The organism is Arthrobacter arabinosi (genome assembly GCF_054511115.1).
On record NZ_JBTNDF010000003.1, the window covers coordinates 424,562 to 447,264 of the forward strand.

A 22,703-nucleotide genomic window follows, 5' to 3' on the forward strand; every position below is an offset into this window, starting at 1 on the left:
GTGGGTGCCGCATGCAGGTCATCCCCGTGCCGGAGGATCCATGGCACGGGGATGAGCGGAGGGGCTAGGCGTTGTAGTACTCGCGGCTTCCGGACTTCGCCAGTCCGCGGGACACCATGTAGCCGATGGTCAGGTACGTGATGAGCTGCATGGCGTCGCGACCGTCGAAGATGTCATCGCCGCCACCGTCGCCATTACCCACCATCACCGAGGTGACGACGGTGGCGAGGACCATGGCGACGTAGGCGAAGAACTCGGTGGTCTTGGTGGAGGCCTTCGTCTCGGTGGAGCGACGGGTCTCGACCACGTGGTCACCGGTGGCGCTGTTGGAGCGGGAGTTGGTGTGGGCGTTGCTGTTTGCCAAAGGATTCTCCTGGAAGGTGAGGGGCCGGGATGCGGCGATGGGGCCCTGCTCGGGCTCGTCCATGGGGTGTGAGCTGGAAGGTCCGCAGTGTTCTCTACGACCGCTCTCCACCCCGAGCCTACGGGGTTGCGTCCGAGATGCCAAGCCGGCTTACTAATGCGCGGCGGAGAAGGCGGCCGGAACCCTCCACGCCGGGGCCACCCTCCTGCGCCCCCGGCACGCGGGGACGATTGCCGGCAGCAGCCCCGACGCCCTGCAGCTCGACAGGACCCAGTACCCGGAAGGTAAGCTTGCTTGCAATAGGTGTCTGCCCGGGGCTATTCCGGTTCCCCGGTGGTGTTTTGAAGAGCACAGGCACGCGTCACTTCCCGGTCGAAGCCCGAGCAGGCATCCGCATGACCACACACGCGCAGCACCCCGTGGGTGCACCCCGGGGTCCGTGATGTCCGGCCCCACTCCCGAGGACCAGCGGCGACGCACCCTCGACGCCATCCGCGCGGTCGGTCTCGACCTGCAGGCCGTGTGGATGCGCTACTTCGAACTCACCGGGGACGCCGACAAGATCGACGTCGACGCCTATCTCAACGGCCTGCTCAGCCTCCCCCCACTGGACCGCGACCTCATCTCCCACGCGGTGAACGAACTCATCAGCGAGATCCCCCCACCCACGGCCCCGTACAGCAGGGACGACGCGTAGGCGGGACGCGAGCGTCCGAACAATCTCCGGCTCGATCCGGCCACGAGCCTCGTGGTGCGCCGGAGCACCGCCGGGCCGCCCGTCTCCCGCGCGGGCGGCGCGGCCGGCGCAGCAGCGCGCCTGACGGACGGCAGCCCGGGAGGAGCTGGATACGATAGGGCGAGGCAACGGCGCAGGGGACTCCTGCAGGACGAAGGAGAACCCAGGGCTGTGCGATCACTACCCGGCGTGGCGAACGGCACCGAGGGCCTGCGCGCACAGAATCTCTCCCAGATCCTCACGATGGTCCACCGGAGCGGCCCGCTGTCCCGCTCCGAGCTCACCCGGCGCAGCGGCTTCAACCGCTCGACGGTCGGCGCCCTGGTGTCCGCGCTCGCCGGGAAGAACCTCGTCCGCGAGACGGACCCGGCCGCCGCCGGCCGGGTGGGCCGCCCGAGCCCCATCGTGCAGGCGAACCCGGACGTGGCCGTGATCGCCGTCAACCCGGACATCGACGCCCTGACCGTGGGCGTCGTCGGGCTGGGCGGGCACGTCCACCGGAGGGTGCGCCGCGAGACCCGCGGCATCCCCTCGCTCGAGGACGCGATCGGGCTCACCCGCGAGATCGTGTCCGGTCTCCAGCCCACCCTGGCCGGCCTCGACCGGGTGCTCGGCGTCGGCATCGCGCTGCCCGGGCTCGTGAACGCGGGCACGGGCCGCGTGCTCGTCGCTCCGCACCTCGGCTGGCACGACGCCGACCTCACGGGACCCTTCGGCAGCGCCCTCGGGCTTCCGGCGGTGGCCGCGAACGACGCCTCCCTCGGGTCCCTCGCCGAGAGCATCTTCGGTGCGGCGCTCGGCGTCGACGATGCCGTCTATCTCAACGGCAGCGCGAGCGGCATCGGCGGCGGCATCGTGACCGGGGGCGCGCAGCTGGTCGGCGGCCGCGGGTACGGCGGCGAACTGGGCCACACGCTCGTCAGCCCGGGCGGGCGGGCATGCCACTGCGGACGGTCGGGCTGCCTGGACGCGGAGGTCCGCCTCGAGCGCCTGCTGGAGGCGGCGGACCTGGACGGCGGGGGCATCGAAGCCCTGGAAGGCGTGCTGTCGGGCGACCCGCCCGCCGGCGTCCGGAGGGAGGCCGACCGGCAGCTGGGGCTGCTCGCCGTCGCCCTCACCGACTTCGTCAACATCTTCGACCCTGCGCTGATCGTGCTCGGCGGATTCCTCGGATCGCTCGTCGGCTTCGGCGGCGGGCAGCTGGCCGACGCCGTCAACGCGGCCTCCCTGGCGGGCCGTGTGGAGGTGCGGCGCGCGGCGCTGGGGCCGGAGCTCCTGCTCGTCGGCGCCGCGGAGCTCGCCCTACAGCCCCTCCTCGCGTCCCCCTCCTGAGGCGTGACGTCCCGGGCCGGGACGCGGTCCCGGGCGGATCCCGTCCGGGCACACAGAACGGCGCACCGCCCCGGAGGGGCGGTGCGCCGTGTGGTTCGCAGGAGGACGGCCGACCGGGGTCAGCCGGTGCGGCGCGAGCCGCTCCCCTCGCCGTCGTCGTCGAGCTCGTCGGCGTACTTGTCCGCATACTCCGAGTAGTCCGGTTCGACCGGCTCGAGAGGTTCGGTACGTCGGGCGGATGCGCGACTGCCCGGGCCTGTGAGCTCTCGCTGCAGTGCCGAATAGTCAGTGGCCGGGCTGAAGTACTTCATGTCCCGGGCCTGCTTGGTAGCTTTTGCCTTTTGACGGCCGCGCCCCATGGCGTGACCCCCTTTGTGCGTCGATCCGAGGTGGTCACTGGGGCACGAGGCCCAAGGCTGCAGCGAGGCCCCGGAGTATTTGGTCGATTTGTCGTAAGTATAGGTTACATGTTTTCGGGGGCACCCGAGTGCGCGCCCACCGAGGTCCCGCAGAACGCCGGCGCAGGCGATCCCGCGCCGCACGGTCCCTCCGCGGGCGATTGTGGATAGAGTCGACCCGACGTCGGAGCGCCGGCCATGGGACGGACCATGCGGCACCGGGAGGGCAAGGAGACAGCGAGCCGCCATGAGCAACGAGGAACAGGTACCCCGGGGCCCCGGGCACGAGTCCGGGCCGGACGAGACCGAGGAGCCCGGGACCGCCGCCGTGGTTGACCCCGACACCGTGATCCTCGACGACGGTGTCATCTCCGCCGAGGCGCTGGAGCCGGAGCTGACCGTCTCCCCCGACACCCTCGACCTCGAGGAGCCCGCCCTCGGACCCGCACGCATCAGCCCGGAGATCGCGGAGGCGGCGTCGCTCGACGATGCCGCCGCCGAGGCCCGCGCCCTCGCTGCCGAAGCCGAGGAGGCAGGGACCCTGGTGGGCGGGCCGATGCCCCCGAACGCCCCGTCCGTCGAGGCCGCGCCGGACGTCACGGCGCCGGCGGGAGGGGCCGCGGGCGATCGGGCGGACCAGGCGGCGCACAGGACTGAGGAAGCGGAAGCCGGCCCCGTCGGCGATTCGGCGGACGGCCCCGTCGGGGGCGCCTACGCCTTCTCGCCGGAGGGAGGCGGATCCGGTGCGGGACATCCCGGGCCGTATCCCGGTTCCGACCCGGGACGCACCGGCCCTTCGGCCCCCGGAGACCCAGGAGACCTCGGCAGGGACCCGGGCGGGACCGGCGGAGCCACCCGCGCAGGGTGGATCCCGACGACGACGGACAGCGACGCCTCCGCCGAGGGCCACCCGAAACGTGACCGGACCCGGGCCGGGAACAGCAGCCTCCCGCTCCTGCTGATCATCGGCGGCGCCGCCGTGCTGCTCGGGCTCCTCATCTGGCTGCTCGTCTCGCTGTTCGGCGGGGCCGGGGACGAGGCCCGCGTGGACCCGTCCTCGCTCGCCGCCGGGGAGTGCCTCGCGGAGTTCACTGACATCACGGAGGAGGCCGTCCTGGTGGACTGCGGGGAACCGCACAACGCGCAGCTCGTGGCGAGTGAGAACTACGCCGAGGACGCCGCGTTCCCGGGGCGTGACCAGCTGGGCCTGCGCGCGGAGGCTGCCTGTGCGGCGGCGTCGGCCGGCATCGACCCCGACGTCCTGGCGGGAGACCTGCAGGTCACGCTCCTGCGCGCCACACCGACGGAACGGACCTGGGCGGACGGGGACCGCCGCGTGGACTGCTTCGCCGTCGTCGAGGACGGCGGCCCCGTCCGCCAGAGCCTGCTGGCCCGCTGACACGACCCGCCGGGTCAGCGGGCGGCGTGCACCAGCAGTCCGCCGCCCTTGGACCCGTCCTCACCGAGGGCGTCCACGTCCGGTTCGGGACGGTCGACGACGACGGTGTCGCCGTCGACGATCTCCCCCGCGAGGATGCCCTTCGCCAGCCGGTCGCCGATCTCGCGCTGCACGAGCCGGCGGAGCGGGCGGGCCCCGTATGCGGGGTCGAACCCGGTGAGGGCGAGCCATTCACTGGCCGCCGCGCTGACGTCGAGCTCGAGCCGGCGGTCGTGCAGCCGGTCGCCGAGGGCCCTGACCTGCAGGTCCACGATCCTCGAGAGCTCGTCCAGGCCCAGCGGATCGAAGATCACGACGTCGTCGAGGCGGTTGAGGAACTCCGGCCGGAAATTCGCGTTGACCGCGGACATCACGGCGGCGCGCTTCGCCGCGTCGTCGAGGGATGGGTCCACGAGGAACTGGGAGCCGAGGTTCGAGGTCAGCACGAGGATGACGTTGCGGAAGTCCACGGTACGGCCCTGCCCGTCGGTGAGGCGCCCGTCGTCGAGCACCTGCAGCAGCAGGTCGAAGACCTCCGGGTGGGCCTTCTCGACCTCGTCGAGCAGCACCACGCTGTAGGGACGGCGCCGGACGGCCTCGGTGAGCTGCCCGCCCTCCTCGTAGCCCACGTAGCCGGGGGGCGCTCCGACGAGGCGCGCCACCGAGTGCTTCTCCGAGTACTCGGACATGTCGATGCGGATCATCGCGCGCTCGTCGTCGAACAGGAAGTCGGCGAGGGCCTTCGCGAGCTCCGTCTTGCCCACGCCCGTAGGGCCCAGGAACAGGAAGGACCCGGTGGGGCGGTTCGGGTCGGACACCCCGGCCCGGGCGCGCCGGACGGCGTCGGACACCGCGTTCACCGCGCGCTTCTGGCCGATCAGCCGTGCCCCGATGACGTCCTCCATGGCGAGCAGCTTCTCGCTCTCGCCCTGCAGCATGCGCCCGGCCGGGATGCCCGTCCAGGCGGAGATGACCTCGGCGATGTCGTTCGCCGTGACCTCCTCGGCGACCATCAGCTCCGGCGACGTCGCGGTCTGCTCCTCGGCGGCCTGCGCCTCGCGCAGCTCGCGCTCCACGCCCGGGATCTCGCCGTAGAGGATGCGCGACGCCGTCTCGAGGTCGCCTTCGCGCTGGGCGCGGTCCGCGTGCGAGCGCAGCTCGTCGAGGGACGCCTTGAGGTCGCCCACGCGGTTCAGGCCCGCCTTCTCGGCCTCCCACCGCGCGTTCAGGGCGTCGAGTTCCTCCTGGCGGTCGGCCATCTCGGCCCGCAGGGCCTGCAGCCGTTCGAGGGACGCCTCGTCCTTCTCGCGGGAGAGTGCCATCTCCTCCATGTTCATGCGCTCGAGGGAGCGGCGCAGCTCGTCGATCTCGACGGGCGCGGAGTCGATCTCCATGCGAAGCCGCGAGGCCGCCTCGTCCACGAGGTCGATCGCCTTGTCCGGGAGCTGCCGGCCGGGGATGTAGCGGTGGGAGAGGGCGGCTGCGGCGACGAGCGCGGAGTCGGCGATGGAGACCTTGTGGTGGGCCTCGTAGCGCTGCTTCAGCCCGCGGAGGATGCCGATGGTGTCCGTCACGGACGGCTCGCCCACGTAGACCTGCTGGAACCGGCGCTCCAGCGCCGGGTCCTTCTCGACATTCTCGCGGTACTCGTCCAGCGTCGTCGCGCCGATCAGCCGGAGTTCGCCGCGCGCCAGCATGGGCTTGAGCATGTTGCCGGCATCCATCGACCCCTCGGACGCGCCGGCCCCCACCACGGTGTGGAGCTCGTCGATGAACGTGACCACCTGGCCGTTGGAGCCCTTGATCTCCTCGAGCACGGCCTTCAGCCGCTCCTCGAACTCGCCACGGTATTTCGCGCCCGCGATCATGGACCCGAGGTCCAGGCTGATGAGCCGCTTGCCGCGGAGCGATTCCGGGACGTCCCCGGCGATCATGCGCTGCGCCAGTCCCTCGACGACGGCGGTCTTGCCGACGCCGGGCTCGCCGATGAGCACCGGGTTGTTCTTGGTGCGGCGGCTGAGCACCTGCACCACGCGGCGGATCTCGGCGTCACGGCCGATCACCGGGTCGAGCTTCCCGCTGCGGGCCACCTCGGTCAGGTCCACGCCGAACTTCTCGAGCGCCTGGAACGTGTTCTCGGGATCCGGCGTCGTGACGCGCTTCTCGCCCCGCACGCCGGGCAGCTCCGCGGCGAGCGCCTCGCGGGTGAGCCCGACGGACCGCAGGATCCGGCCCGCCGCTCCGCCGTCGGCGGCCAGGGCCAGCAGGAGGTGCTCGGTGGACACGAACTGGTCCCCGAGCGTCTCCGCTTCCTGCTGTGCGGCGCTGACCACCTGCAGGGCGCCCCGCGAGAGCTGCGGCTGCGCCACGGACGAACCCGACGACGACGGCAGGGCCTTGATCGCGGAGCTCGCCTGCACGCTCACGGTGTCGGGATCCGCGCCCGCCGCCCGCAACAGGGCGACGGCGATGCCGTCCCGCTGGTCGAGCAGCGCCTTGAGGAAATGGGGCGCCTCGATCTGGGCGTTGCCCGCCGTCGAGGCGTTCATCGCCGCGGCTGACAGCACCTCACGGCTCTTGGTGGTGAAGTTGGTATCCACGCGCGGTTCCTTTCTGGCCTGGGCCGACATCCTTCTGACGCCTTGAGTGTACCCGACTCAACTTTGACGGACAGTCAGGAATTCCCCGACCGTCGAAGCTCCGCGTCGACGGCGGCGGCGAGCACCCGGACGACGGGCCACGCACCCTCGGAGCTGTTGCCCAGCACGCTCACCGTGGTCTGCCTCCCGAGGATGTGCGTGGAGCGGAAGGACGCGCCGGCGTCGTACCCCTCGAGGACGGCCGCCGGACCCGAGGGGTGCAGCCAGAAGCCCATCCCGTACCGCAGCCCCTCCTCCGGCACGTCGTGGCGCGGGCGGATCATCTCCGCGACGGTGCCGGGCGCGACGATGCGTCCGTCGAGGAACGCACGCCAGAACCGGTGCAGGTCCGCCGCCGTCGTGAACGCGCCGCCGTCACCGTTGCCGAGCACCGGGAGGTGCAGGGTGTTCACCAGATCGCCGTCGTCGAGGACGTAGCCGGGAGCGGCGTCCGCCGGCAGGTCGTTGAGTGGCAGGAATCCGGTGCGATCCAGCTCCGCGGGGTCGAGGACGAGCCTGCGGACGGCGTCGTGGTAGGTCATGCCGGTCACCCGCTCCAGCAGCACCGCCAGCACCATGTACCCGCCGTTGCAGTAGGCGAACCGCTCCCCCGGAGCGGACCGCTGCGGGCGGCCGCCGAGCAGAGGCAGGAACGCCCTGGCCGTGGTGAGCGTATGCACGGGCACGGGGAGGACGTAAGCGGACGCCGTCCAGTCGGCGCCCTCGTCCAGGTAGTCGCCGATGCCCGAGGTGTGCGTCAGCAGGTGCTCGATCGTCACGGCGTCGTCGATCAGGGGCAGGTCGTCGCCGAGGAGCCCGCGCACCCGCTGCCCGAGCCCGAGCGTGCCGTCCTCGACCAGGCGCATCAGCGCGAGGGCGGTGAAGGCCTTGCTGCCGCTGGCGATCGCGATGCGCGCGTCGGGCGTCATCGGCACGCGCAGACCCCGGTGCAGGAAGCCCTCGCAGCGCTCCAGGGTCCGGCGCTCTCCGACATCGATCGTGGCCACGCCCGTGAACGCGTTCCGCACGACCGCGTCGTCGAGTGTTCGTGGCTCGATGTGCATCATTGCCCCCGGGGGTCGTGGACCTCGAATGGTACGCCGCGTCCACGACGGGCGCGACGCCCCGGGGAACAGGCGGAACGGGGCGTGGCGGGCTCCTCGGACATAATGGGCCGTATGGGGAGAATTCAGCGTGCCACGTCCGTCCTGACCACCGTCGCCCTGGCCCTCGCGCTCGCGGCCTGCACGGACGACCGGCCGACCGCCGAGGACGCCGCCGCCACGCTGGCCGAGGGGCTCGCACGGCTCGACGTCGGGCGGTCCACCTTCACCGCCGCGGAGCCCGCCGACGTGACCGCCCAGCTCGCGGCGATCACCGAGGGCTTCGCGCCGGAACCGCCGAACGTCACCGTGGCCGGCGTCGAGGAGACCGGCGAGGACACGGCGACCGCGACGCTCGAGTACACCTGGGACCTCGACGCGACGGGTCAGGACTGGACGTACAGCACGACGGCGGACCTCACGCGCGTCGGGGACTCGTGGCGGACGGCCTGGGAACCCGGTGTCTTCGCCCCCGACCTCCTGCCGGACGAGAAGCTCACCCTGACGCGCACCCCGGGGGACCGCGGCGACATCACGGGTGCGGGCGGCGCGGTCATCGTCACGCAGCGGCCCGTCCTCCGCGTGGGCATCGACAAGACGCTGGTCCCGGAGGCACAGCGGGCCGCCTCCGCACGCGCCCTCGCGACGCTGCTCGACGTCGACCCCGCCGGCTACGAGGAGCAGGTGACGACCGCCGGCGCGGAAGCCTTCGTCGTGGCCCTCGTGCTGCGCGACGACGCCTCCCGGACCGTGACCGACGCGCAGATCGACGCCATCCCCGGAGCGCTCCGCCAGGCGGACACCCTCGAACTCGGGCCCACCCGTACCTTCGCCCGGGAGCTGCTCGGCGGCGTCGGGGAAGCCACCGAGGAGCTCGTCGAGGAGTCCGACGGCGCCATCAGGGCCGGGGACATCACCGGCATGGGCGGCCTGCAGCTGCAGCACAACGCCCGGCTCGCCGGCACCCCGGGCCTGTCGGTCGACGCGGCGCCTGCGGGCGGTGGATCGACGGCCCCCCGGAGCCTCTTCACCACGGCGCCCGTGGACGGCGAGGACCTTGCCACGACCCTCGACCCGCGGCTGCAGAGCCTCGGCGAGGAAGTGCTCGCGGACGAGCCGTCGGCGTCGTCGATCGTGGCGATCCGCCCGAGCACGGGTGAGATCCTCGCGGCCGCCAACGGGCCGGGCAGCGAGGGCCTGCAGACGGCGCTCCTCGGCCAGTACCCGCCGGGCTCCACGTTCAAGGTCGCCACGAGCCTCGCGCTGCTGCGCAAGGGGTTCACGCCCGGGACGCCGACCGAGTGCAGCGAGGAGGTCGTGGTGGACGGCCGGAGGTTCACCAACGCCGGCACCTTCCCCGCACGGTTCGTCGGCACCATCCCCCTCCTCGAGACCTTCGCGCAGTCCTGCAACACGGGGTTCATCTCCGCCCGGGACAGGATCAGCCAGGCGGACCTGGAGGGCGCCGCCACCGACCTCGGGATCGGCGTCGAGGCGAGCATCGGGACACCCGCCTTCTTCGGCTCCGTACCGGACACGGCCGAGGGGACCGCCCATGCCGCCGCCATGATCGGCCAGGGCGAGGTCCTCGTCTCGCCCCTCTCGCTCGCCACCATGGCGGCCTCCGTCGGTGCCGGCGCCCGCGTCACCCCGACGCTCCTCGCACCCGGGGAGCCCACGGACCTCGAACCGGGGTCGGAGAGCGCCGCGGCATCGCAGGAGCCCGACGGCGATTCCACCGGGTCAGCGTCGCCGTCCGGTCCCGCTCCGTCCAATCCCGCTTCGTCCAATGCCGCTCCGTCCGGTCCCGCTTCTTCCAATCCCGCTTCGTCCAATCCCGTGGAGCCGAGCGCGCTCACGGCCGCGGAGTCCGCGACGCTGAAGACCCTGATGGGCGCCGTCGTCAGCCAGGGCGGCGCGCAGCTGCTGCAGGACGTCCCGGGGGCTCCCGTCCTGGCCAAGACCGGCACCGCCGAGTTCGGCAGCGAGACTCCCCCGCGCACGCACGCCTGGGTCGTCGCCCTGCAGGGGGACCTCGCCGTGGCAGTCTTCGTCGAGGAGGGCGAACTGGGCTCCACCTCCGGCGGGCCCCTCATGCAGGCGTTCCTCACCGGAGCCGCCGCCTAGAACCACCGGCCCGCGGCGCGGGTCGTCCACTTCGACGACATGGGGGTCGGATCAGCACAGTGCACGCATCAGCTTGATCATGCTCCGGCGCGCACCCGCGCCCCCGGAGCCTCCTCGAAGACCATTGAAAGGGTCGCAAGTGGATCTCACGTTCATCCCGCTCATCATCGGCGCGGTGGTACTCCTCGTCCTCGTCGTCGCCGCCGTCGTGCTCGCCCGGATGGCGCTGCACATCGCCAGCCCGGACCAGGCGCTCATCATCTCGTCCAAGGACAGCAAGGGGCAGCCCGATCCGGACAGCCAGCGCGTCGTCTTCGGCCGCATCTTCATCAATCCGTTCTCCCAGCGGGCCTACCCGCTGTCCCTCGCCTCCCGGCAGGTGTCGCTGCGCATCGAGGGCATCTCGAAGAACGGGATCAAGCTCCACCTCACCGGCGTCGCGCAGGTCAAGGTGGGCGGCGACGCCGACGCCGTCCGCAAGGCGGCCCAGCGCTTCCTCAACCAGCAGGACGCCATCGACCACTACACGCAGGAGACGCTGTCCGGTTCGCTGCGCTCCATCGTGGGCACCCTGACCGTGGAGTCGATCATCCGGGACCGCGCCACCTTCGCCAAGAGCGTCAAGGAGGAGGCGGAGCACTCCATGCACAACCAGGGCCTGGAGATCGACACGTTCCAGATCCAGTCCGTGGACGACGACTCCGGGTACCTGAAGAACCTGGGCCGGCCCGAGGCGGCCCTCGCCGAACGGAACGCGAAGATCGCCGAGGCGCGGTCCATGCAGGAGTCGGAGCAGGCCCGTGCCCTGTCCGACGAGCAGGTGGCCCTCGCGCAGCAGCAGCTGATCATCCGCCGGGCGGAACTCAAGGAGGAGGCCGACGCCCGTCAGGCGCGGGCCGACGCCTCGGGTCCGCTCGCCCAGGCGGAGCAGCAGGAGCAGGTCATCATGCGCGAGCAGCAGGTCGCGCAACGGCGCGCGGAGCTGCGCGAACGTGAACTCGACACCGAGGTGCGCAAGCCCGCGGACGCCGAGAAGTACCGCCTCATCCAGCAGGCCGACGCGAAGCTCGAGGAGCGCCGTCGTGCCTCCGAGGCGACGGAGATCGAGGCCCGGGTGGACCTCGCGCGCCGCAAGCTCGTCGCCGAGGGCGACCGCGTGGCCGCGGAGGCCGACGCCGCCGCCAACACCGCGCGCGGCACCGCCGAGGCATCCATCAGCGAGGCCAGGGGCCGCGCCGACGCCGCCGTCATCGCATCCCGCGGCGACGCCGAGGCCGGGTCCACGGAGGCCCGCGGCAAGGCGGAGGCCGCGGGCATCGCCGCGCAGGCGGAGGCCTACGAGAAGTTCAACCAGGCCGCCATCCTGTCCAAGGTCCTCGAGGTCCTCCCAGCGATGGCCCGCGAGATCGCCGCGCCGATGTCCGCGATCGACACGATGACCGTGGTCTCCAACGACGGCGCGAGCCAGCTCAGCAGGAACGTCTCCAACGGCGTCCACCAGACCACGCAGATGGTCAAGGACACCACCGGCCTGGACATCATCGCGCTGCTCGGGGACCTGCTCAGGACAGCCGACAAGCCCGGGCAGAACGGGGCGGCAGTCCGCAGCTCCACGGCGGACTAGCCGTCGGGCACCGGTGGGCCGCCGCCGGGTGTCCGGCGGCGGCCCGTCGGCCGGGAGGTCAGCGGTACGTCGGCAGGTACGTCCCCTGCGACGGGACGATCACCTTGCCGAGCGGTGCCAGGGACACGGGGATGAGCTTGAGGTTCGCGATGCCCAGGGGGATGCCGATGATGCTCACGAACATCGGGATCGCCGTGACCACGTGGGCGATGGCGATCCAGATCCCGGCGACGAGCAGCCAGATCACGTTGCCGATCGTGGACCACGCACCCACGCGCCCGCCCCGGTTCACGACGGTCTGCCCGAAGGGCCAGAGCGCGTAGACGCCGATCCGGAAGGAGGCGATACCGAAGGGGATGGTCACGATCAGCAGGCAGCAGACCACGCCCGCCAGAAAGTAGCCGAGAGCGAGCCAGATGCCGCCGAACAGGAGCCAGATGACGTTCAGGAGTGCGTTCATCCGGCCATTGTTCCCCACGCGGCACGCTCCCGCACCACCCGGAACGCGTGAGGCCCCCTACCCGGGCGGGTAGGGGGCCTCACGGACGTGCGGAGTGCTAGCGCGGGCGGCGGTCGTTCGACGCCGGCGCGCTGGCCCTGCGGGTGCCGCCGGCGCGGCGGGCACCCTCGGGACGTGCACCCTCGGAGCGCGGGGCCGACGACGGCGCGTGGCTGCGCTGGCCGCCGGCCGCGGGAGCACCCGCGGCGGTGCGGCGGACGGCGTCACCGACGCGCTGGCCCGACGCCGGACGGCGGCTGCGGGTCGTCGTCTCCGATGCGGTGCGGGGCTCCTCGGTCCGACGGCGGGAACCGCCGGACTTCGCTGCCGCGCCGGTGTCGGTGCCGAAGCGGGGTGCCTGCGGCTGGTCCTTGCGGCGGTCGGCGCGGTTGCCCTGGGCGGCCTGCGGATCAGCGGAGACGCGTCCGCGCCCGCCCCGTCCTCCACGGCCTCCGGCCGCCGGAGCGGCCGTGCCGCGACGGGCGCGCTTGCGCTCGGCGTTGGCGCCGGTCGAGGTGCCCTGGCCGCGGGATGCGTCGCGGGAGGCGATCAGCGCCGCACGCGTGCGGGGATCGATCTTGTCCGCGAGGTCGCCGATCAGGGACATCACGAGCGGTGAGGTCGCCTTGACGTTCTCGAACGCGACGTCGACGCCCGCGGCCTTCATCAGCTTCTGCACCTCGGACTTCTGCTCGGGCAGCGTGATCGTGACCACGGTTCCCGAGGAGCCCGCGCGGGCCGTACGGCCGGAGCGGTGCAGGTAGGCCTTGTGCTCGGTGGGCGGGTCCACGTGGACCACCAGTTCGACGTCGTCCACGTGCACGCCGCGGGCGGCGACGTCGGTCGCGACGAGGACTCGGACGTCACCGGAGGAGAATTCCGCGAGGTTGCGGTCGCGGGCGTTCTGCGACAGGTTGCCGTGGAGGTCGACGGCGGGGATCCCGGCGTCGGTGAGCGTCTTGGCGAGCTTCCGCGCGTGGTGCTTGGTGCGCATGAAGAGCAGGCGGCGCCCGGTTCCCGACGCGAGCTGCACGATCAGCTGCTTCTTCTGCGTCTGGTCGCCGATCAGCAGCACGTGGTGCTCCATCGTGGTGACCGCAGCCTGCGGGTCGTCCACCGAGTGGGTGACGGGGTTGGTCATGTAGCGGTTGACCACCTTGTCCACGCCGTTGTCGAGCGTGGCCGAGAAGAGCAGTCGCTGACCGTCCTTCGGGGTGGTGTCGAGGAGTTTCTTCACGACGGGGAGGAAACCGAGGTCCGCCATGTGGTCGGCCTCGTCGAGGATGGTGATCTCCACGGACTCGAGCGAGATGACCTTCTGGCGCATCAGGTCCTCGAGGCGCCCGGGGCAGGCGATGACGATGTCGACACCGGCGCGCAGGGCCTTCTCCTGGCGCTGCTGGGAGACACCGCCGTAGATGACGGTGGTGTTCAGTCCCAGTTCCTTGGCCAGCGGCTCGACCGTGGCGTTGATCTGCGTGGCGAGCTCACGCGTGGGAGCCAGGACCAGGGCCAGCGGGCGTCCCGGCTTGCGGCGGTAGGCCGCTTCCTGCTCGGCGAGGCGCGCGACCATGGGGAGCGCGAAGGCGAGGGTCTTGCCCGAGCCGGTGCGGCCGCGGCCGAGGACGTCGCGCCCGGCCAGCGAGTCGGGGAGCGACTTGACCTGGATGGGGAATGGTTCGGCGATCCCCTGCGCGGCGAGGTTCTCGACCAGCGCTTTGGGCACACCGAGGGCAGCAAAAGTAGTCATGTGAGGTACACGAACTTTCTTCTCATGTTCCCCGGCGCCGGTCGGCGCAGGGGTTCGCCGAAGAAGAGTCAGACAGTGTCCACCGCGCTCGCGATCGCGCGAGCTGGATGCGGGACAAAAGAATGCGTTCTATCGACGCAGGCTGCGCACTGGTGCGGCTGACGTGGTCGGCCGTGCGCAGGCAAGTCTGTCCAGTTTACCAGCCGGAACGCCGGAAACCCGCATCGAGGCCCCGGCCGGTAGCCTTGGGAACGATGGATTCTCACGTACAGACCCCCGATCAGCCGCACCGCACCCAGCCCGTGTCCTTCGTCCGGCGGGGCTCCCGCCTGCAGGGCAGGCGGCGGGAGGCATGGGACGAACTGGCCGAGGCCTTCCTCCTGGACGTACCGCGCGTCCACACCGCCGACACCTCGGTGGCACCCGGCTTCGTCCTCGACGTCGACGCCGCCTTCGGCCGGTCCGCGCCGCTCGTCGTCGAGGTCGGATCGGGCCTGGGCGAAGCCATCACCCACGCCGCCGAACAGGACCCGCACCGCGACTACCTGGCCCTCGAGGTGTACCGTCCCGGCCTCGCCCAGACCATGCTGCGCATCAGCCAGAAGGACCTGACGAACGTGCGGACCGCGCAGGTCGACGCGGCGGCGGCCTTCGCGGGGATGATCCCGGCGTCGTCCGTCGCCGAACTCTGGACCTTCTTCCCCGACCCCTGGCACAAGGCCCGCCACCACAAGCGCCGGCTCGTGAAGGAGGACTACGTCGAGCTCGCCGCCCGCATCATCGCCCCCGGCGGCCTCTTCCGCCTCGCCACCGACTGGTCGAGCTACGCCGTGCAGATGCGCGCCGTCCTCGATGCGCACCCGCACTTCGAGAACCTCCACGCCGGTGAGCGCACCGGTGCCGACAGTCCGCTCACCCAGGTGTGGGACAGCGGCGTGGAATCCGTGGTCGGCGGGGCCCCCGTACGGGCGGGCCGGGACCCGGTGAGCACCGGGAACACGGGCGTCAACGAGGGGACGGACATGCTGGGCGGCTGGGCCCCCCGCTTCGAGGGCCGCACCCTCACCAGCTTCGAGAACAAGGCGATCGAGGCCGGTCGCATGGTCTTCGACCTCACCTACCGTCGCTGCTGAGCGGTCGCGAGCACCGGGGGATGCAGGAGTGATGGGTATTTTCAGCCGCCGGAGCGCGTCCGGCCGCAGGGCGGGCACGGACCCGATCGACGCCTTCTGGCGGTGGTGGTCCGAGGACGGCGAGGACCTCCTGACCACGGCCACGCGGGCCGGGGACTTCGACGCGTACGTGGAGGTCATGACACGGCGCGTGACGGCGATCGCGCGCGGCCTCGAGTGGGAGACCCGGGCGGGCACCGACGCCGAGCACACCCTGTGCGTCTCCAGCGGCGGCGACGCGTCGCTGCGCCCGGTCGCCGAGCGGTGGTACCGGGCGTCCCCGCCGCCGAGCCCCCGGTGGGACTTCGTGCCGGCCCGCAGCGCCAAGCCGGACATGCTGGACTCCACCATCACCTACCGCGGTCGGACCTTCGATCTCCGCCTCACCCGCGTGCATGCCGCCGCGACCCGCGAGGGTGACGGCTTCATCATCTCGGTGTACAACCCCGGTTTCACCGGACAGTGGGACGACGAGTACGGATTGTGCGTCCTGCTGCTCGAATGGCTGCTCGGGGAGGACGACGTCGAGCGCTGGGTCCGCCGGGTGGACTGCATCGTCCACGACGTCGTGGACAGCATCCCGGCCGCCGCGCTGCCGGCCCGGGTGGCGGAGCTCGCCGCCTCGCTCCCCGCGCCGACCTGGCTGCTGATGCAGGGGACGCTCGGTGCGGGTGATCCGATCCTCGTGCGGGTCCTGCGCCCGCTGCGCTGGATCGACCACCCGCGTTTCGACCTCCACACGGCGCTGCGGGTCCCGTTCGACGCCGACGAGCAGGGCCTGCCCCGGCCCGCGGCCTTCGATGCCCTAAACGACCTCGAGGATTCGCTCGTGACGGCTCTCGGGATCCGCGGGATGCTGGTGGCCGCCGAGACGTCGAAGGGCGTGCGGACCTTCCACTTCTACTCCGATTCGGAGGACCAGAACGGCAGGGACGCGCTCGACGCCGCGGCCCGCGGGCAGCGCGGCATCACCGCGAAGCACTCGCTGGACCCGGGCTGGAAGAAGGTCCGGGACTTCGCCTGACCCGCCCGCCGGCGGTGTCCGGGAGGGCCCCGGCGCTCAGGGCACAGGGGGCGTCGGTCCGGCGACGGCGCGCAGGGCCGTGCCCGCGATATGCCGGCCCTCGGCGGTGGCGGTGTCCACGTCCGTTCCGCGCAGGATCATTCCGAGGACACCGGTGTAGACGAGAACGAGCCGACCCGCCAGCAGCGGCGCCTGCTGCGCGCCGACAAGGGGCTCCGCCAGTTCCTCCAGCCGGCTCAGGAGCAGCCGGGTGTCGGCGGCGAGTGCGTCCTCGAGGTCCCGCCCGGGGTGCGGGGTCTCCGCGGCGACCCCGAGGAACACGCACCACCGCGAGGGCGTGAGGACGTGCCGGTGCCGGGAGAGTGCGGTGAAGACGGCGAGCAGCTTCTTCTCGGGAGTGGGTGCCTCGTCGACGCATTCCTGCCACGTGGTGTCCCACCTGGCCAGCCGACGACGCAGGGCCTGCGTGATCAGGCCCTCCTTGTTGCCGAAGTGCGCGTAGAGCGTCGCCGGCGACACCCGGGCGCGCTGGAGGATCGCATCGACGGGGGTGACGCTCACCCCCTGCGTCGCTGCGAGGTCCTCCGCCGCATCGAGCAGCCGGTCCCGTGCCGTTGGTTGTGACGCCATGGGACAAGGGTATAACGTTCGTTTCAATGAAACGGTCGTTACAGTCATTCGCCCCTCCCCACCCCCTGCTTTTCGCGACGTCCGGTGTCGCGCTCGTCGCCGTCACCTACGGTCTGGCCCGCCTCGGGTACGGACTGTTCCTGCCGGCTTTCTCCGCGGCGTTCGCCCTGACTCCCGCGGTGAGCGGGCTGCTGGCGTCCGGCGCTTCGGTCCTCTACTGCGTGTCCGCCGGGATCGGCTTCCGCCACGCCTCCCTCCGTCCCCGCGCGGTGACCGTGCTCGCCGGGCTTTCGGCGGCCCTCGGCAGCCTGGGTATCGCCGCCGCCTCGAACACCCCGGTCTTCGCGGGAGGAGTCCTGCTTGCCGGGATGGGAGCGGGGTTCGCGTCGCCTGCCATGGTGGAGCTGGTCCGCCGCAACGCCGACGCTTCGGCTCAGGGGTGGCTCCAGTCGGTGGTGAATTCCGGGACGGGGTTCGGCGTGGTCCTCGCAGGCGCCCTCTCCCTCGTGCTCGGCGAGGCGTGGCGCCTGGCCTGGGTACTGGTGGCGGTCCTCGCCGTGGCATCCATGGCCGCTGTCCTGCGGCTGGACAGGAGGAGCGGCACGCCCGGCCCCCGCCCGGCCGAGCAGCGGGCCGTCCCCTCGCCGGTCGCGCGGTCGCGCGTGCACGGACTGGCCAGGCCGCTCGCCGGGGCCCTCGTCTTCGGGAGCGGGTCCGCCGCCGTATGGGTCTACGGCAGGGTGACGCTCGAGCAGGCGGACGGCATGGGGATCGGTCTGTCCGCCGGCGCCTGGATAGCCCTGGGGCTGGGTGGCGCCGGGGCCGCCGGGGTGTCCCGCTGGCTCGCAGGGCACTCCATCCCCGTGACGTGGTCGCTGTCGACCGGCGTCACGGCGGCGGCGACCACACTCGTCGGAACAGCACCCGACTCCCTCCTCCTGGCCTACCTCGCCGTCTTCTCCTTCGGGCTCGCCTACACGGCAGCGACGTCCGTGCTCATCCTGTGGGCCTCCGCGGCGGCGACCGACAGCGCGGCCGGGACGTCGCTCCTGTTCATCGCCCTCGTCCTCGGGCAGGCTGCCGGAGCGTCGCTCACAGGACTCCTGCTCCAGACGGGCAGCACCGCTGTCGCCTTCCCGGTGGCGGCTCTTGCGTGCGCGGCCAGTGCCGTCGCCGCCGTCCCGACGACGGCCCGCGTCACCCGGATGCGGCAGGCCGGGGCCGCTCCCCGGGCTGCCGGAGTCAGAACGACGACGACGGCAGGTCCCGCTCGCCGTCGCGGATCCCGGTGACGATGCGCGCGGCGACGGCCACCGGGTCCTTGCCCTGCGGCAGCCTGGGGGCCTCCCCTGCGATGGGCCGGGTGGCCAGCCCGGTCTCGGTGTGCGGCGGACGGACATCCAGGATGCGGACGCCCTGGCGGCGCAGCTCCAGCGTGAGCGCCTTCCCGTACGCGCTGAGGCCGGCCTTCGTCGCCGAGTACGCCGCCATGCCCGCCGTCGGGCTTTCCGCGACGACGGCGCTGATCTGCGCCACGAAGGAATCCTTGCCGAGCCTCGGGCCGACCTCGCGCATGAGCCGCATGTAGCCGAGGAGGTTCACGAGCACGAGCTCGTCGAGGGTGTCGTCGTCGACCTCCATGGCCGGCCCGAAGGCGACCACGCCGGCGGCGAAGACGACGCCGTCGAGCTCACGACCGTAGACCGCCGCCGCGATGTCGGCGGGCCCCGACGGCTTGCCGAGATCGGCAGCGACGGACCCGACGACGGCGTCCCCGAGCTCGTCGACGAGACCCGCCAGCTTCTCCCGGGAGCGGCCGGACACCGTGACCCTGGCACCCTGGGCCGCGAGCTGGCGGGACAGTTCCGCCCCGAGGACTCCGGTGGCACCGACGACGAGGACGTGGGACCCGCTCAGCTCAGTCATGCGCCGAGTGTAGCAACGCCCGTCGGCGCCTCTCCGGTGTGCGGATCGGGCGTGCGGACCAGGCGCGCGGACCCCGAGAATCATGCGCCACCGCTGCCGCTACAGTGTGGGCATGGCCGAGATGCAGAGCTGGCAGTCGAAGGTGGATGCGAACGCGGCACGCCTCCTCCGGACCACCGGGCGGACGTCCTCGGACTGGGCCGACGACGCCCGCGCCGCGGGCATCACGACGCGCGAGGACCTGTCGCGCTGGCTCAGGGAGCAGGGGGTCACCGGGTACAACCTGATGAGCGTCGACTGGGAGGTCTTCGGGCTCCCCGAGATGTTCCTCCGGTCCGCCGACGAGCTCTACGACGCCCAGTACGCGGACCGGCCGGCCCTCAGACCCGTCGCCGACCGGATCCTGCTCTGGGCCGCGGCGACACCCGGGACGATCATCCAGATGCGGAAGACCTATGTCTCGCTGCAGTCGTCACGGCGGAAGTTCGCGCAGCTCGCCCCGACCACCCGTACCGCCGTCGATCTGTCCTTCCGCCTGGCGGTGCCGGACCTGCCAGGACTCGAGCCTGTCCGTGGCGACGACCCGTTCGCCTGGCGCGTCCGGCTGCGGCACGAGGACGACGTCGACGACGCCCTCCTGCGGGCGCTCAGCGCTGCACTGGAGGATAGCCTCGGTCGTTCCGCCGCTTGAGGTCCTCGAGCTCCTGCTGCATCGCCGCTTCGGCCTCGAGTTCCTCGAAGGCCTGCTGCAGGCGCGGTGAGGACGGGTCGGTCCAGGAGAGCTCCTCGCGCGCCTGCGCCTGGGCCTCGAAGCGCCGCACCTCGAGCTCGGCGTTGCGGCGGGCGGCGTCGATCGCCGCCGCTTCCCGGGAGGAGGAGGCGAGGGCGTCGTGCACGCCGATGGTGGCCTGCGCCGCGGCACGCCGGGCCCGCATGGCGTCGTACTCCATGGCGTTCTGCTGCACGCGCTGTTCGAGCCGCTGGACGTCCTGCTGCAGCCGGCGGGACTGCTCCTCCGCCTCGCGGAGCTGCCGGGTCAGGGTGTCGAGGCGTCGTCGAGCCGTCATCCCCTCGCGGATCGCGGCCCGGGCGGCGTCGTCGTCCCCGCGGCGGACCGCCGCGGCGGCGGCCGCCTCGACCCTGTTCAGGTAGGCGGCGGCCTCGTTGGCCGCGAGCCCCACGCGGTGGTGGTGCGCCGCGACGTCGGCCGCCCCCCGACGCGCCTGGTCCAGCAGGGAGTGCTGCGCCATTTGGGCGTTCTGCGCCTGGACCCGTGGGTCCTGCTTCGCTTCGGCCGCCGCGTTCCGGTTGGCCTGCACGATCCGCGTGATGCGGCGTTTGATCGACATTGCTCCCCTGGCTACTGGTTGGTGTGTGGCTGTCCGGTCGAACCGCTCACCACGTCTGCCGGTTCCCGTAGGTGTCCCGCCACGTGCCCATGGCCGAGATCTCGGTGCGCAGGCGCGTGGTCGCGCGCTCGAGCTGGAGCGTGTCGATGGACCGGGACGTCTGCAGGAGGCACCGGCGCAGGTCTGCCGAGAGTTCGTCGAGGGCGTGCGCCTGGGCGGAGAGGTCCCTGGTCCATTCCTGCTTGAGCGCGCGGTTGGGCTCCCGGTCCGCGGCACGGAGCAGGTTCTCGAGCGATGCGGCCGCCTGGTCGATCTCGGCGGCAGCCCGCGGCAGGTCGCCGACAGGGCGCCCCTGCGACGTCGCCTCCACCAGGGCCAGGTGCGTGGCACGCGAGGACCGGGCCAGAGCGCCGATCAGCCGTGCCGGCTCGCGTGTCAGCGCGTCCGGGGAGTAGGCGCGGGCGGCCAGCATGCCGCGGTCCCGGGTCCGCTCGATGATGCGGGAGTTCCTGACCCTCCGCACGACCACCCAGCCGGCGACCCCGGTGCCGGCCCCCAGGGCGAGGAGCACCCCGAGGCCGATGGCGAAGGCTTCGACGAGCGGCTCAAGCATGATGGTGCTCCGGGAAGTGTTCCATCCCTCCAGTCTGACGGCCTCCCCTGACAAATTCCACCCGTCAGGGGGACCCGCGGTCACTCCGGGGCAGGGGTCGGCACGCCGGGCAGACGCCACACCTGCACGCCCGGCCCGCGACCCGAGACCACCAGCGCGTCGGTCGCCTCGGCCGCCGACGCCCCCGGCATCCCCAGGTCGACCGGCCGCGCGGCGGCCCATCGCCCGGGCAGCAGATCGAGCGGCACCCGGACGCCGTCGAAGTCCGTCCGTGCGGCCGCGACGAGGAGGCATTCCTCCTCGTGTTCGCGCACGAACACGACGACGTCCGGCGTGGCGGCCAGCCAGCGTACCGCGCCGTCCCGCAGCGCCGGGGAGGAACGCCGCAGCGCGGCCAGGTCCGCGATCAGGGGCCGCAGGTCGGAGGGCCTGCGGTCCGCGTCCTCCCACGGCATGGGCGTCCGGGCGTCCTCGCCGTTGATGCCGTGGAGGCCGAACTCGTCACCCGCGAAGAGCGTGGGCAGCCCGGGCAGCAGGAAGGCGAGGGCCAGCCCGACGGCGGGCCCGCCGTCGACCATCACCGTGGCGGCGCGTGCGGTGTCGTGGGTGTCCAGCGCCGTCATGTTCTGGGAGCGGACCCGCCAGGAGAAACCCGAGGACAGGGCGGTGTGCGTGGCGACGAGATCACCGCCGTCGATCCGCGGCACGCCGGGCGCGGGCGTGCCGAACAGGTTGATGCCCCTCGTCTCCTCGTACTCGCGGGCCAGCCACTGCCAGAGCGGGCGCGTGAGGTTCGAGTAGGTCATGCCGCCGTCCCAGGTCCGCCCGGACAGGTCGCCGGTGGCGTCGCCCGTGGATTCGGCGAGCAGCATCAGCCCGGGCCGGACGGCGTCCATGGTGTTGCGGATGAGCGCGGCGACCTCCCGGTTGAGGTCGACGCTCCCGTGCCGTCCGATCATGTTGGCGACGTCGATGCGCCAGCCGTCCAGGTTGAAGGGAGGGAGCAACCACCTGGCCACCGCCGATGACGGGCCCTCGACGAAGCGCCGCCGCAGTTCCTCCGAGGACCAGTCGAGTTTCGGCAGGCTGGGCACGCCGAACCAGCTGGCGTACTCCGTGCCGTCCTCGCTGACGTAGTAGAAGCCGGCCTCCTCGGAGGTCGGATCGGCAGAGGCCTTCCGGAACCAGTCGTGGGCGTCACCGGTGTGGTTCACGGTGAGGTCCCCGAGGACGGCGATGCCGCGGGCGTGCGCTGCCTCGACGAGCCGGACGAGGGCGGCGTTCCCGCCGAGAAGCGGGTCGACCTCGTCGAACGTCGAGGCGTCGTACCGGTGGTTGGACCGGGCCGGGAAGAAGGGGGTCAGGTACAGGACCGTGGCGCCCAGCGCCCGGATGTGATCGAGGTGTTCGGTGATGCCGTCGAGGTCTCCCCCGTACACCTGCCGGGGCGTGAGCTCGCCGCGCGGCTGCACCGCATCGTCCCAGGAACAGGCGACCGCCCAGTCGGGGAGGGCGTCGAGGGGCACTGCGGCGGACGACCTCGCGTACCGGTCGGGGAAGACCTGGTAGATCACGGCGTCGCGCGCCCACGGCGCCGGCGCGGGACGGCAGTCGATCCGGAAGTCGTCGCGGTCGGGGGTGTCCAGGCGGGACGCGCCCACGGCGTTGAGCCACAGGAGCGTGGGCCCGGCGGCGCCCGGCACCTCGAACAGGAACCGGTAGCGGAGCGTGGGGTTGACGGCGGTGACGCGCGCCTCCCAGCATGCCCAGCCGCCGTCGTCCGCCTCCCCGGGAAGGAGCCGCGCCTCGTCGTAGTGGCCTTCGCCGTCGCGCAGCGACCGCACGAACACCCGCCCCGGTGTTCCCCACCGGGCGGGGATCCGCACGCGCACCGCGAGGGTGTCCCCCACGCCCGGTGACTGCTCGGGCACGTACAGGCGCGAGCCGTCGTGGTGCGGTGCGAGGAACGGTTCCTGCAC

At 72.2% G+C, this 22,703-nt stretch carries 20 protein-coding genes; 9 read left to right on the forward strand and 11 right to left on the reverse strand.

The window, feature by feature from the left end; translation table 11 throughout:
* Positions 1 to 64: 64 nt before the first annotated feature.
* Entirely contained in the window at positions 65 to 427 is a 363-nt protein-coding gene (locus tag ACX80P_RS09930) for a hypothetical protein (protein ID WP_459277908.1), read from the reverse strand.
* Positions 428 to 806: 379 nt separating this feature from the next.
* On the opposite strand from ACX80P_RS09930, the gene ACX80P_RS09935 reads away from it, so the two are divergent.
* The gene (locus tag ACX80P_RS09935; protein WP_459277909.1) at positions 807 to 1,061 is read left to right on the forward strand and encodes a hypothetical protein; all 255 of its coding nucleotides are present in this window, start codon (positions 807 to 809) and stop codon (positions 1,059 to 1,061) included.
* 210 nt (positions 1,062 to 1,271) lie between these two features.
* Positions 1,272 to 2,432 (forward strand): ROK family protein, encoded by a 1,161-nt coding sequence (locus ACX80P_RS09940; protein WP_459277910.1) that lies wholly within the window; start codon positions 1,272 to 1,274, stop codon positions 2,430 to 2,432.
* A 119-nt stretch (positions 2,433 to 2,551) separates the two neighbouring features.
* On the opposite strand, the gene ACX80P_RS09945 is transcribed toward ACX80P_RS09940, so the two are convergent.
* Positions 2,552 to 2,791 (reverse strand): DUF3073 domain-containing protein, encoded by a 240-nt coding sequence (locus ACX80P_RS09945; RefSeq protein WP_459277911.1) that lies wholly within the window; start codon positions 2,789 to 2,791, stop codon positions 2,552 to 2,554.
* A 286-nt stretch (positions 2,792 to 3,077) separates the two neighbouring features.
* Here ACX80P_RS09945 and ACX80P_RS09950 point away from each other — a divergent pair, with 286 nt between their 5' ends.
* Positions 3,078 to 4,229, forward strand: a complete 1,152-nt coding sequence (locus ACX80P_RS09950; RefSeq protein ID WP_459277912.1) for a septum formation family protein — start codon at positions 3,078 to 3,080, stop codon at positions 4,227 to 4,229.
* Between the two features lie 14 nt (positions 4,230 to 4,243).
* Here the strand turns inward: ACX80P_RS09950 and clpB are convergent, their stop codons facing one another.
* Both clpB and ACX80P_RS09960 read right to left on the reverse strand, forming a co-directional pair.
* Positions 4,244 to 6,868 carry an ATP-dependent chaperone ClpB gene (clpB, locus tag ACX80P_RS09955; RefSeq protein WP_459277913.1) on the reverse strand — a complete coding sequence of 875 codons (2,625 nt, stop codon included), beginning with the start codon at positions 6,866 to 6,868 and terminating at the stop codon, positions 4,244 to 4,246.
* Positions 6,869 to 6,942: 74 nt separating this feature from the next.
* Positions 6,943 to 7,974 (reverse strand): serine hydrolase domain-containing protein, encoded by a 1,032-nt coding sequence (locus ACX80P_RS09960; protein ID WP_459277914.1) that lies wholly within the window; start codon positions 7,972 to 7,974, stop codon positions 6,943 to 6,945.
* Between the two features lie 111 nt (positions 7,975 to 8,085).
* On the opposite strand from ACX80P_RS09960, the gene ACX80P_RS09965 reads away from it, so the two are divergent.
* Both ACX80P_RS09965 and ACX80P_RS09970 read left to right on the forward strand, forming a co-directional pair.
* Positions 8,086 to 10,137 carry a penicillin-binding transpeptidase domain-containing protein gene (locus tag ACX80P_RS09965; protein WP_459277915.1) on the forward strand — a complete coding sequence of 684 codons (2,052 nt, stop codon included), beginning with the start codon at positions 8,086 to 8,088 and terminating at the stop codon, positions 10,135 to 10,137.
* Positions 10,138 to 10,276: 139 nt separating this feature from the next.
* Positions 10,277 to 11,761: a flotillin family protein gene (locus ACX80P_RS09970; protein WP_459277916.1), complete on the forward strand. Its 1,485-nt coding sequence runs from the start codon at positions 10,277 to 10,279 to the stop codon at positions 11,759 to 11,761.
* A 58-nt stretch (positions 11,762 to 11,819) separates the two neighbouring features.
* Here the strand turns inward: ACX80P_RS09970 and ACX80P_RS09975 are convergent, their stop codons facing one another.
* Both ACX80P_RS09975 and ACX80P_RS09980 read right to left on the reverse strand, forming a co-directional pair.
* On the reverse strand, positions 11,820 to 12,221 hold the full coding sequence (locus ACX80P_RS09975) for a YccF domain-containing protein (RefSeq protein WP_459277917.1): 402 nt from the start codon (positions 12,219 to 12,221) through the stop codon (positions 11,820 to 11,822).
* Between the two features lie 97 nt (positions 12,222 to 12,318).
* On the reverse strand, positions 12,319 to 14,010 hold the full coding sequence (locus tag ACX80P_RS09980) for a DEAD/DEAH box helicase (protein ID WP_459277918.1): 1,692 nt from the start codon (positions 14,008 to 14,010) through the stop codon (positions 12,319 to 12,321).
* A gap of 254 nt (positions 14,011 to 14,264) precedes the next feature.
* Here ACX80P_RS09980 and trmB point away from each other — a divergent pair, with 254 nt between their 5' ends.
* Both trmB and ACX80P_RS09990 read left to right on the forward strand, forming a co-directional pair.
* A complete protein-coding gene (gene trmB / locus ACX80P_RS09985; protein WP_459277919.1) occupies positions 14,265 to 15,143 on the forward strand; it encodes a tRNA (guanosine(46)-N7)-methyltransferase TrmB in 879 nt (292 codons plus the stop codon).
* A gap of 31 nt (positions 15,144 to 15,174) precedes the next feature.
* On the forward strand, positions 15,175 to 16,206 hold the full coding sequence (locus ACX80P_RS09990) for a DUF695 domain-containing protein (protein WP_459277920.1): 1,032 nt from the start codon (positions 15,175 to 15,177) through the stop codon (positions 16,204 to 16,206).
* Positions 16,207 to 16,242: 36 nt separating this feature from the next.
* On the opposite strand, the gene ACX80P_RS09995 is transcribed toward ACX80P_RS09990, so the two are convergent.
* The gene (locus tag ACX80P_RS09995) at positions 16,243 to 16,836 is read right to left on the reverse strand and encodes a TetR/AcrR family transcriptional regulator (protein WP_459277921.1); all 594 of its coding nucleotides are present in this window, start codon (positions 16,834 to 16,836) and stop codon (positions 16,243 to 16,245) included.
* A gap of 26 nt (positions 16,837 to 16,862) precedes the next feature.
* Here ACX80P_RS09995 and ACX80P_RS10000 point away from each other — a divergent pair, with 26 nt between their 5' ends.
* Positions 16,863 to 18,128 carry an MFS transporter gene (locus tag ACX80P_RS10000; protein ID WP_459277922.1) on the forward strand — a complete coding sequence of 422 codons (1,266 nt, stop codon included), beginning with the start codon at positions 16,863 to 16,865 and terminating at the stop codon, positions 18,126 to 18,128.
* Here the strand turns inward: ACX80P_RS10000 and ACX80P_RS10005 are convergent.
* Positions 18,079 to 18,762 carry an SDR family NAD(P)-dependent oxidoreductase gene (locus ACX80P_RS10005; RefSeq protein WP_459277923.1) on the reverse strand — a complete coding sequence of 228 codons (684 nt, stop codon included), beginning with the start codon at positions 18,760 to 18,762 and terminating at the stop codon, positions 18,079 to 18,081. The two genes, ACX80P_RS10000 and ACX80P_RS10005, sit on opposite strands and share 50 nt — an antisense overlap.
* A gap of 112 nt (positions 18,763 to 18,874) precedes the next feature.
* Between ACX80P_RS10005 and ACX80P_RS10010 the strand changes: the two genes are divergently transcribed.
* Positions 18,875 to 19,453 carry a DUF5655 domain-containing protein gene (locus tag ACX80P_RS10010; protein WP_459277924.1) on the forward strand — a complete coding sequence of 193 codons (579 nt, stop codon included), beginning with the start codon at positions 18,875 to 18,877 and terminating at the stop codon, positions 19,451 to 19,453.
* On the opposite strand, the gene ACX80P_RS10015 is transcribed toward ACX80P_RS10010, so the two are convergent.
* The 3 genes from ACX80P_RS10015 to ACX80P_RS10025 form a co-directional block, all read right to left on the reverse strand.
* Positions 19,410 to 20,111 (reverse strand): PspA/IM30 family protein, encoded by a 702-nt coding sequence (locus ACX80P_RS10015; protein WP_459277925.1) that lies wholly within the window; start codon positions 20,109 to 20,111, stop codon positions 19,410 to 19,412. The genes ACX80P_RS10010 and ACX80P_RS10015 overlap by 44 nt on opposite strands.
* Before the next feature lie 46 nt (positions 20,112 to 20,157).
* Entirely contained in the window at positions 20,158 to 20,724 is a 567-nt protein-coding gene (locus ACX80P_RS10020; RefSeq protein WP_459277926.1) for a hypothetical protein, read from the reverse strand.
* Between the two features lie 80 nt (positions 20,725 to 20,804).
* Positions 20,805 to 22,703: a glycoside hydrolase family 13 protein gene (locus tag ACX80P_RS10025; RefSeq protein WP_459277927.1), complete on the reverse strand. Its 1,899-nt coding sequence runs from the start codon at positions 22,701 to 22,703 to the stop codon at positions 20,805 to 20,807.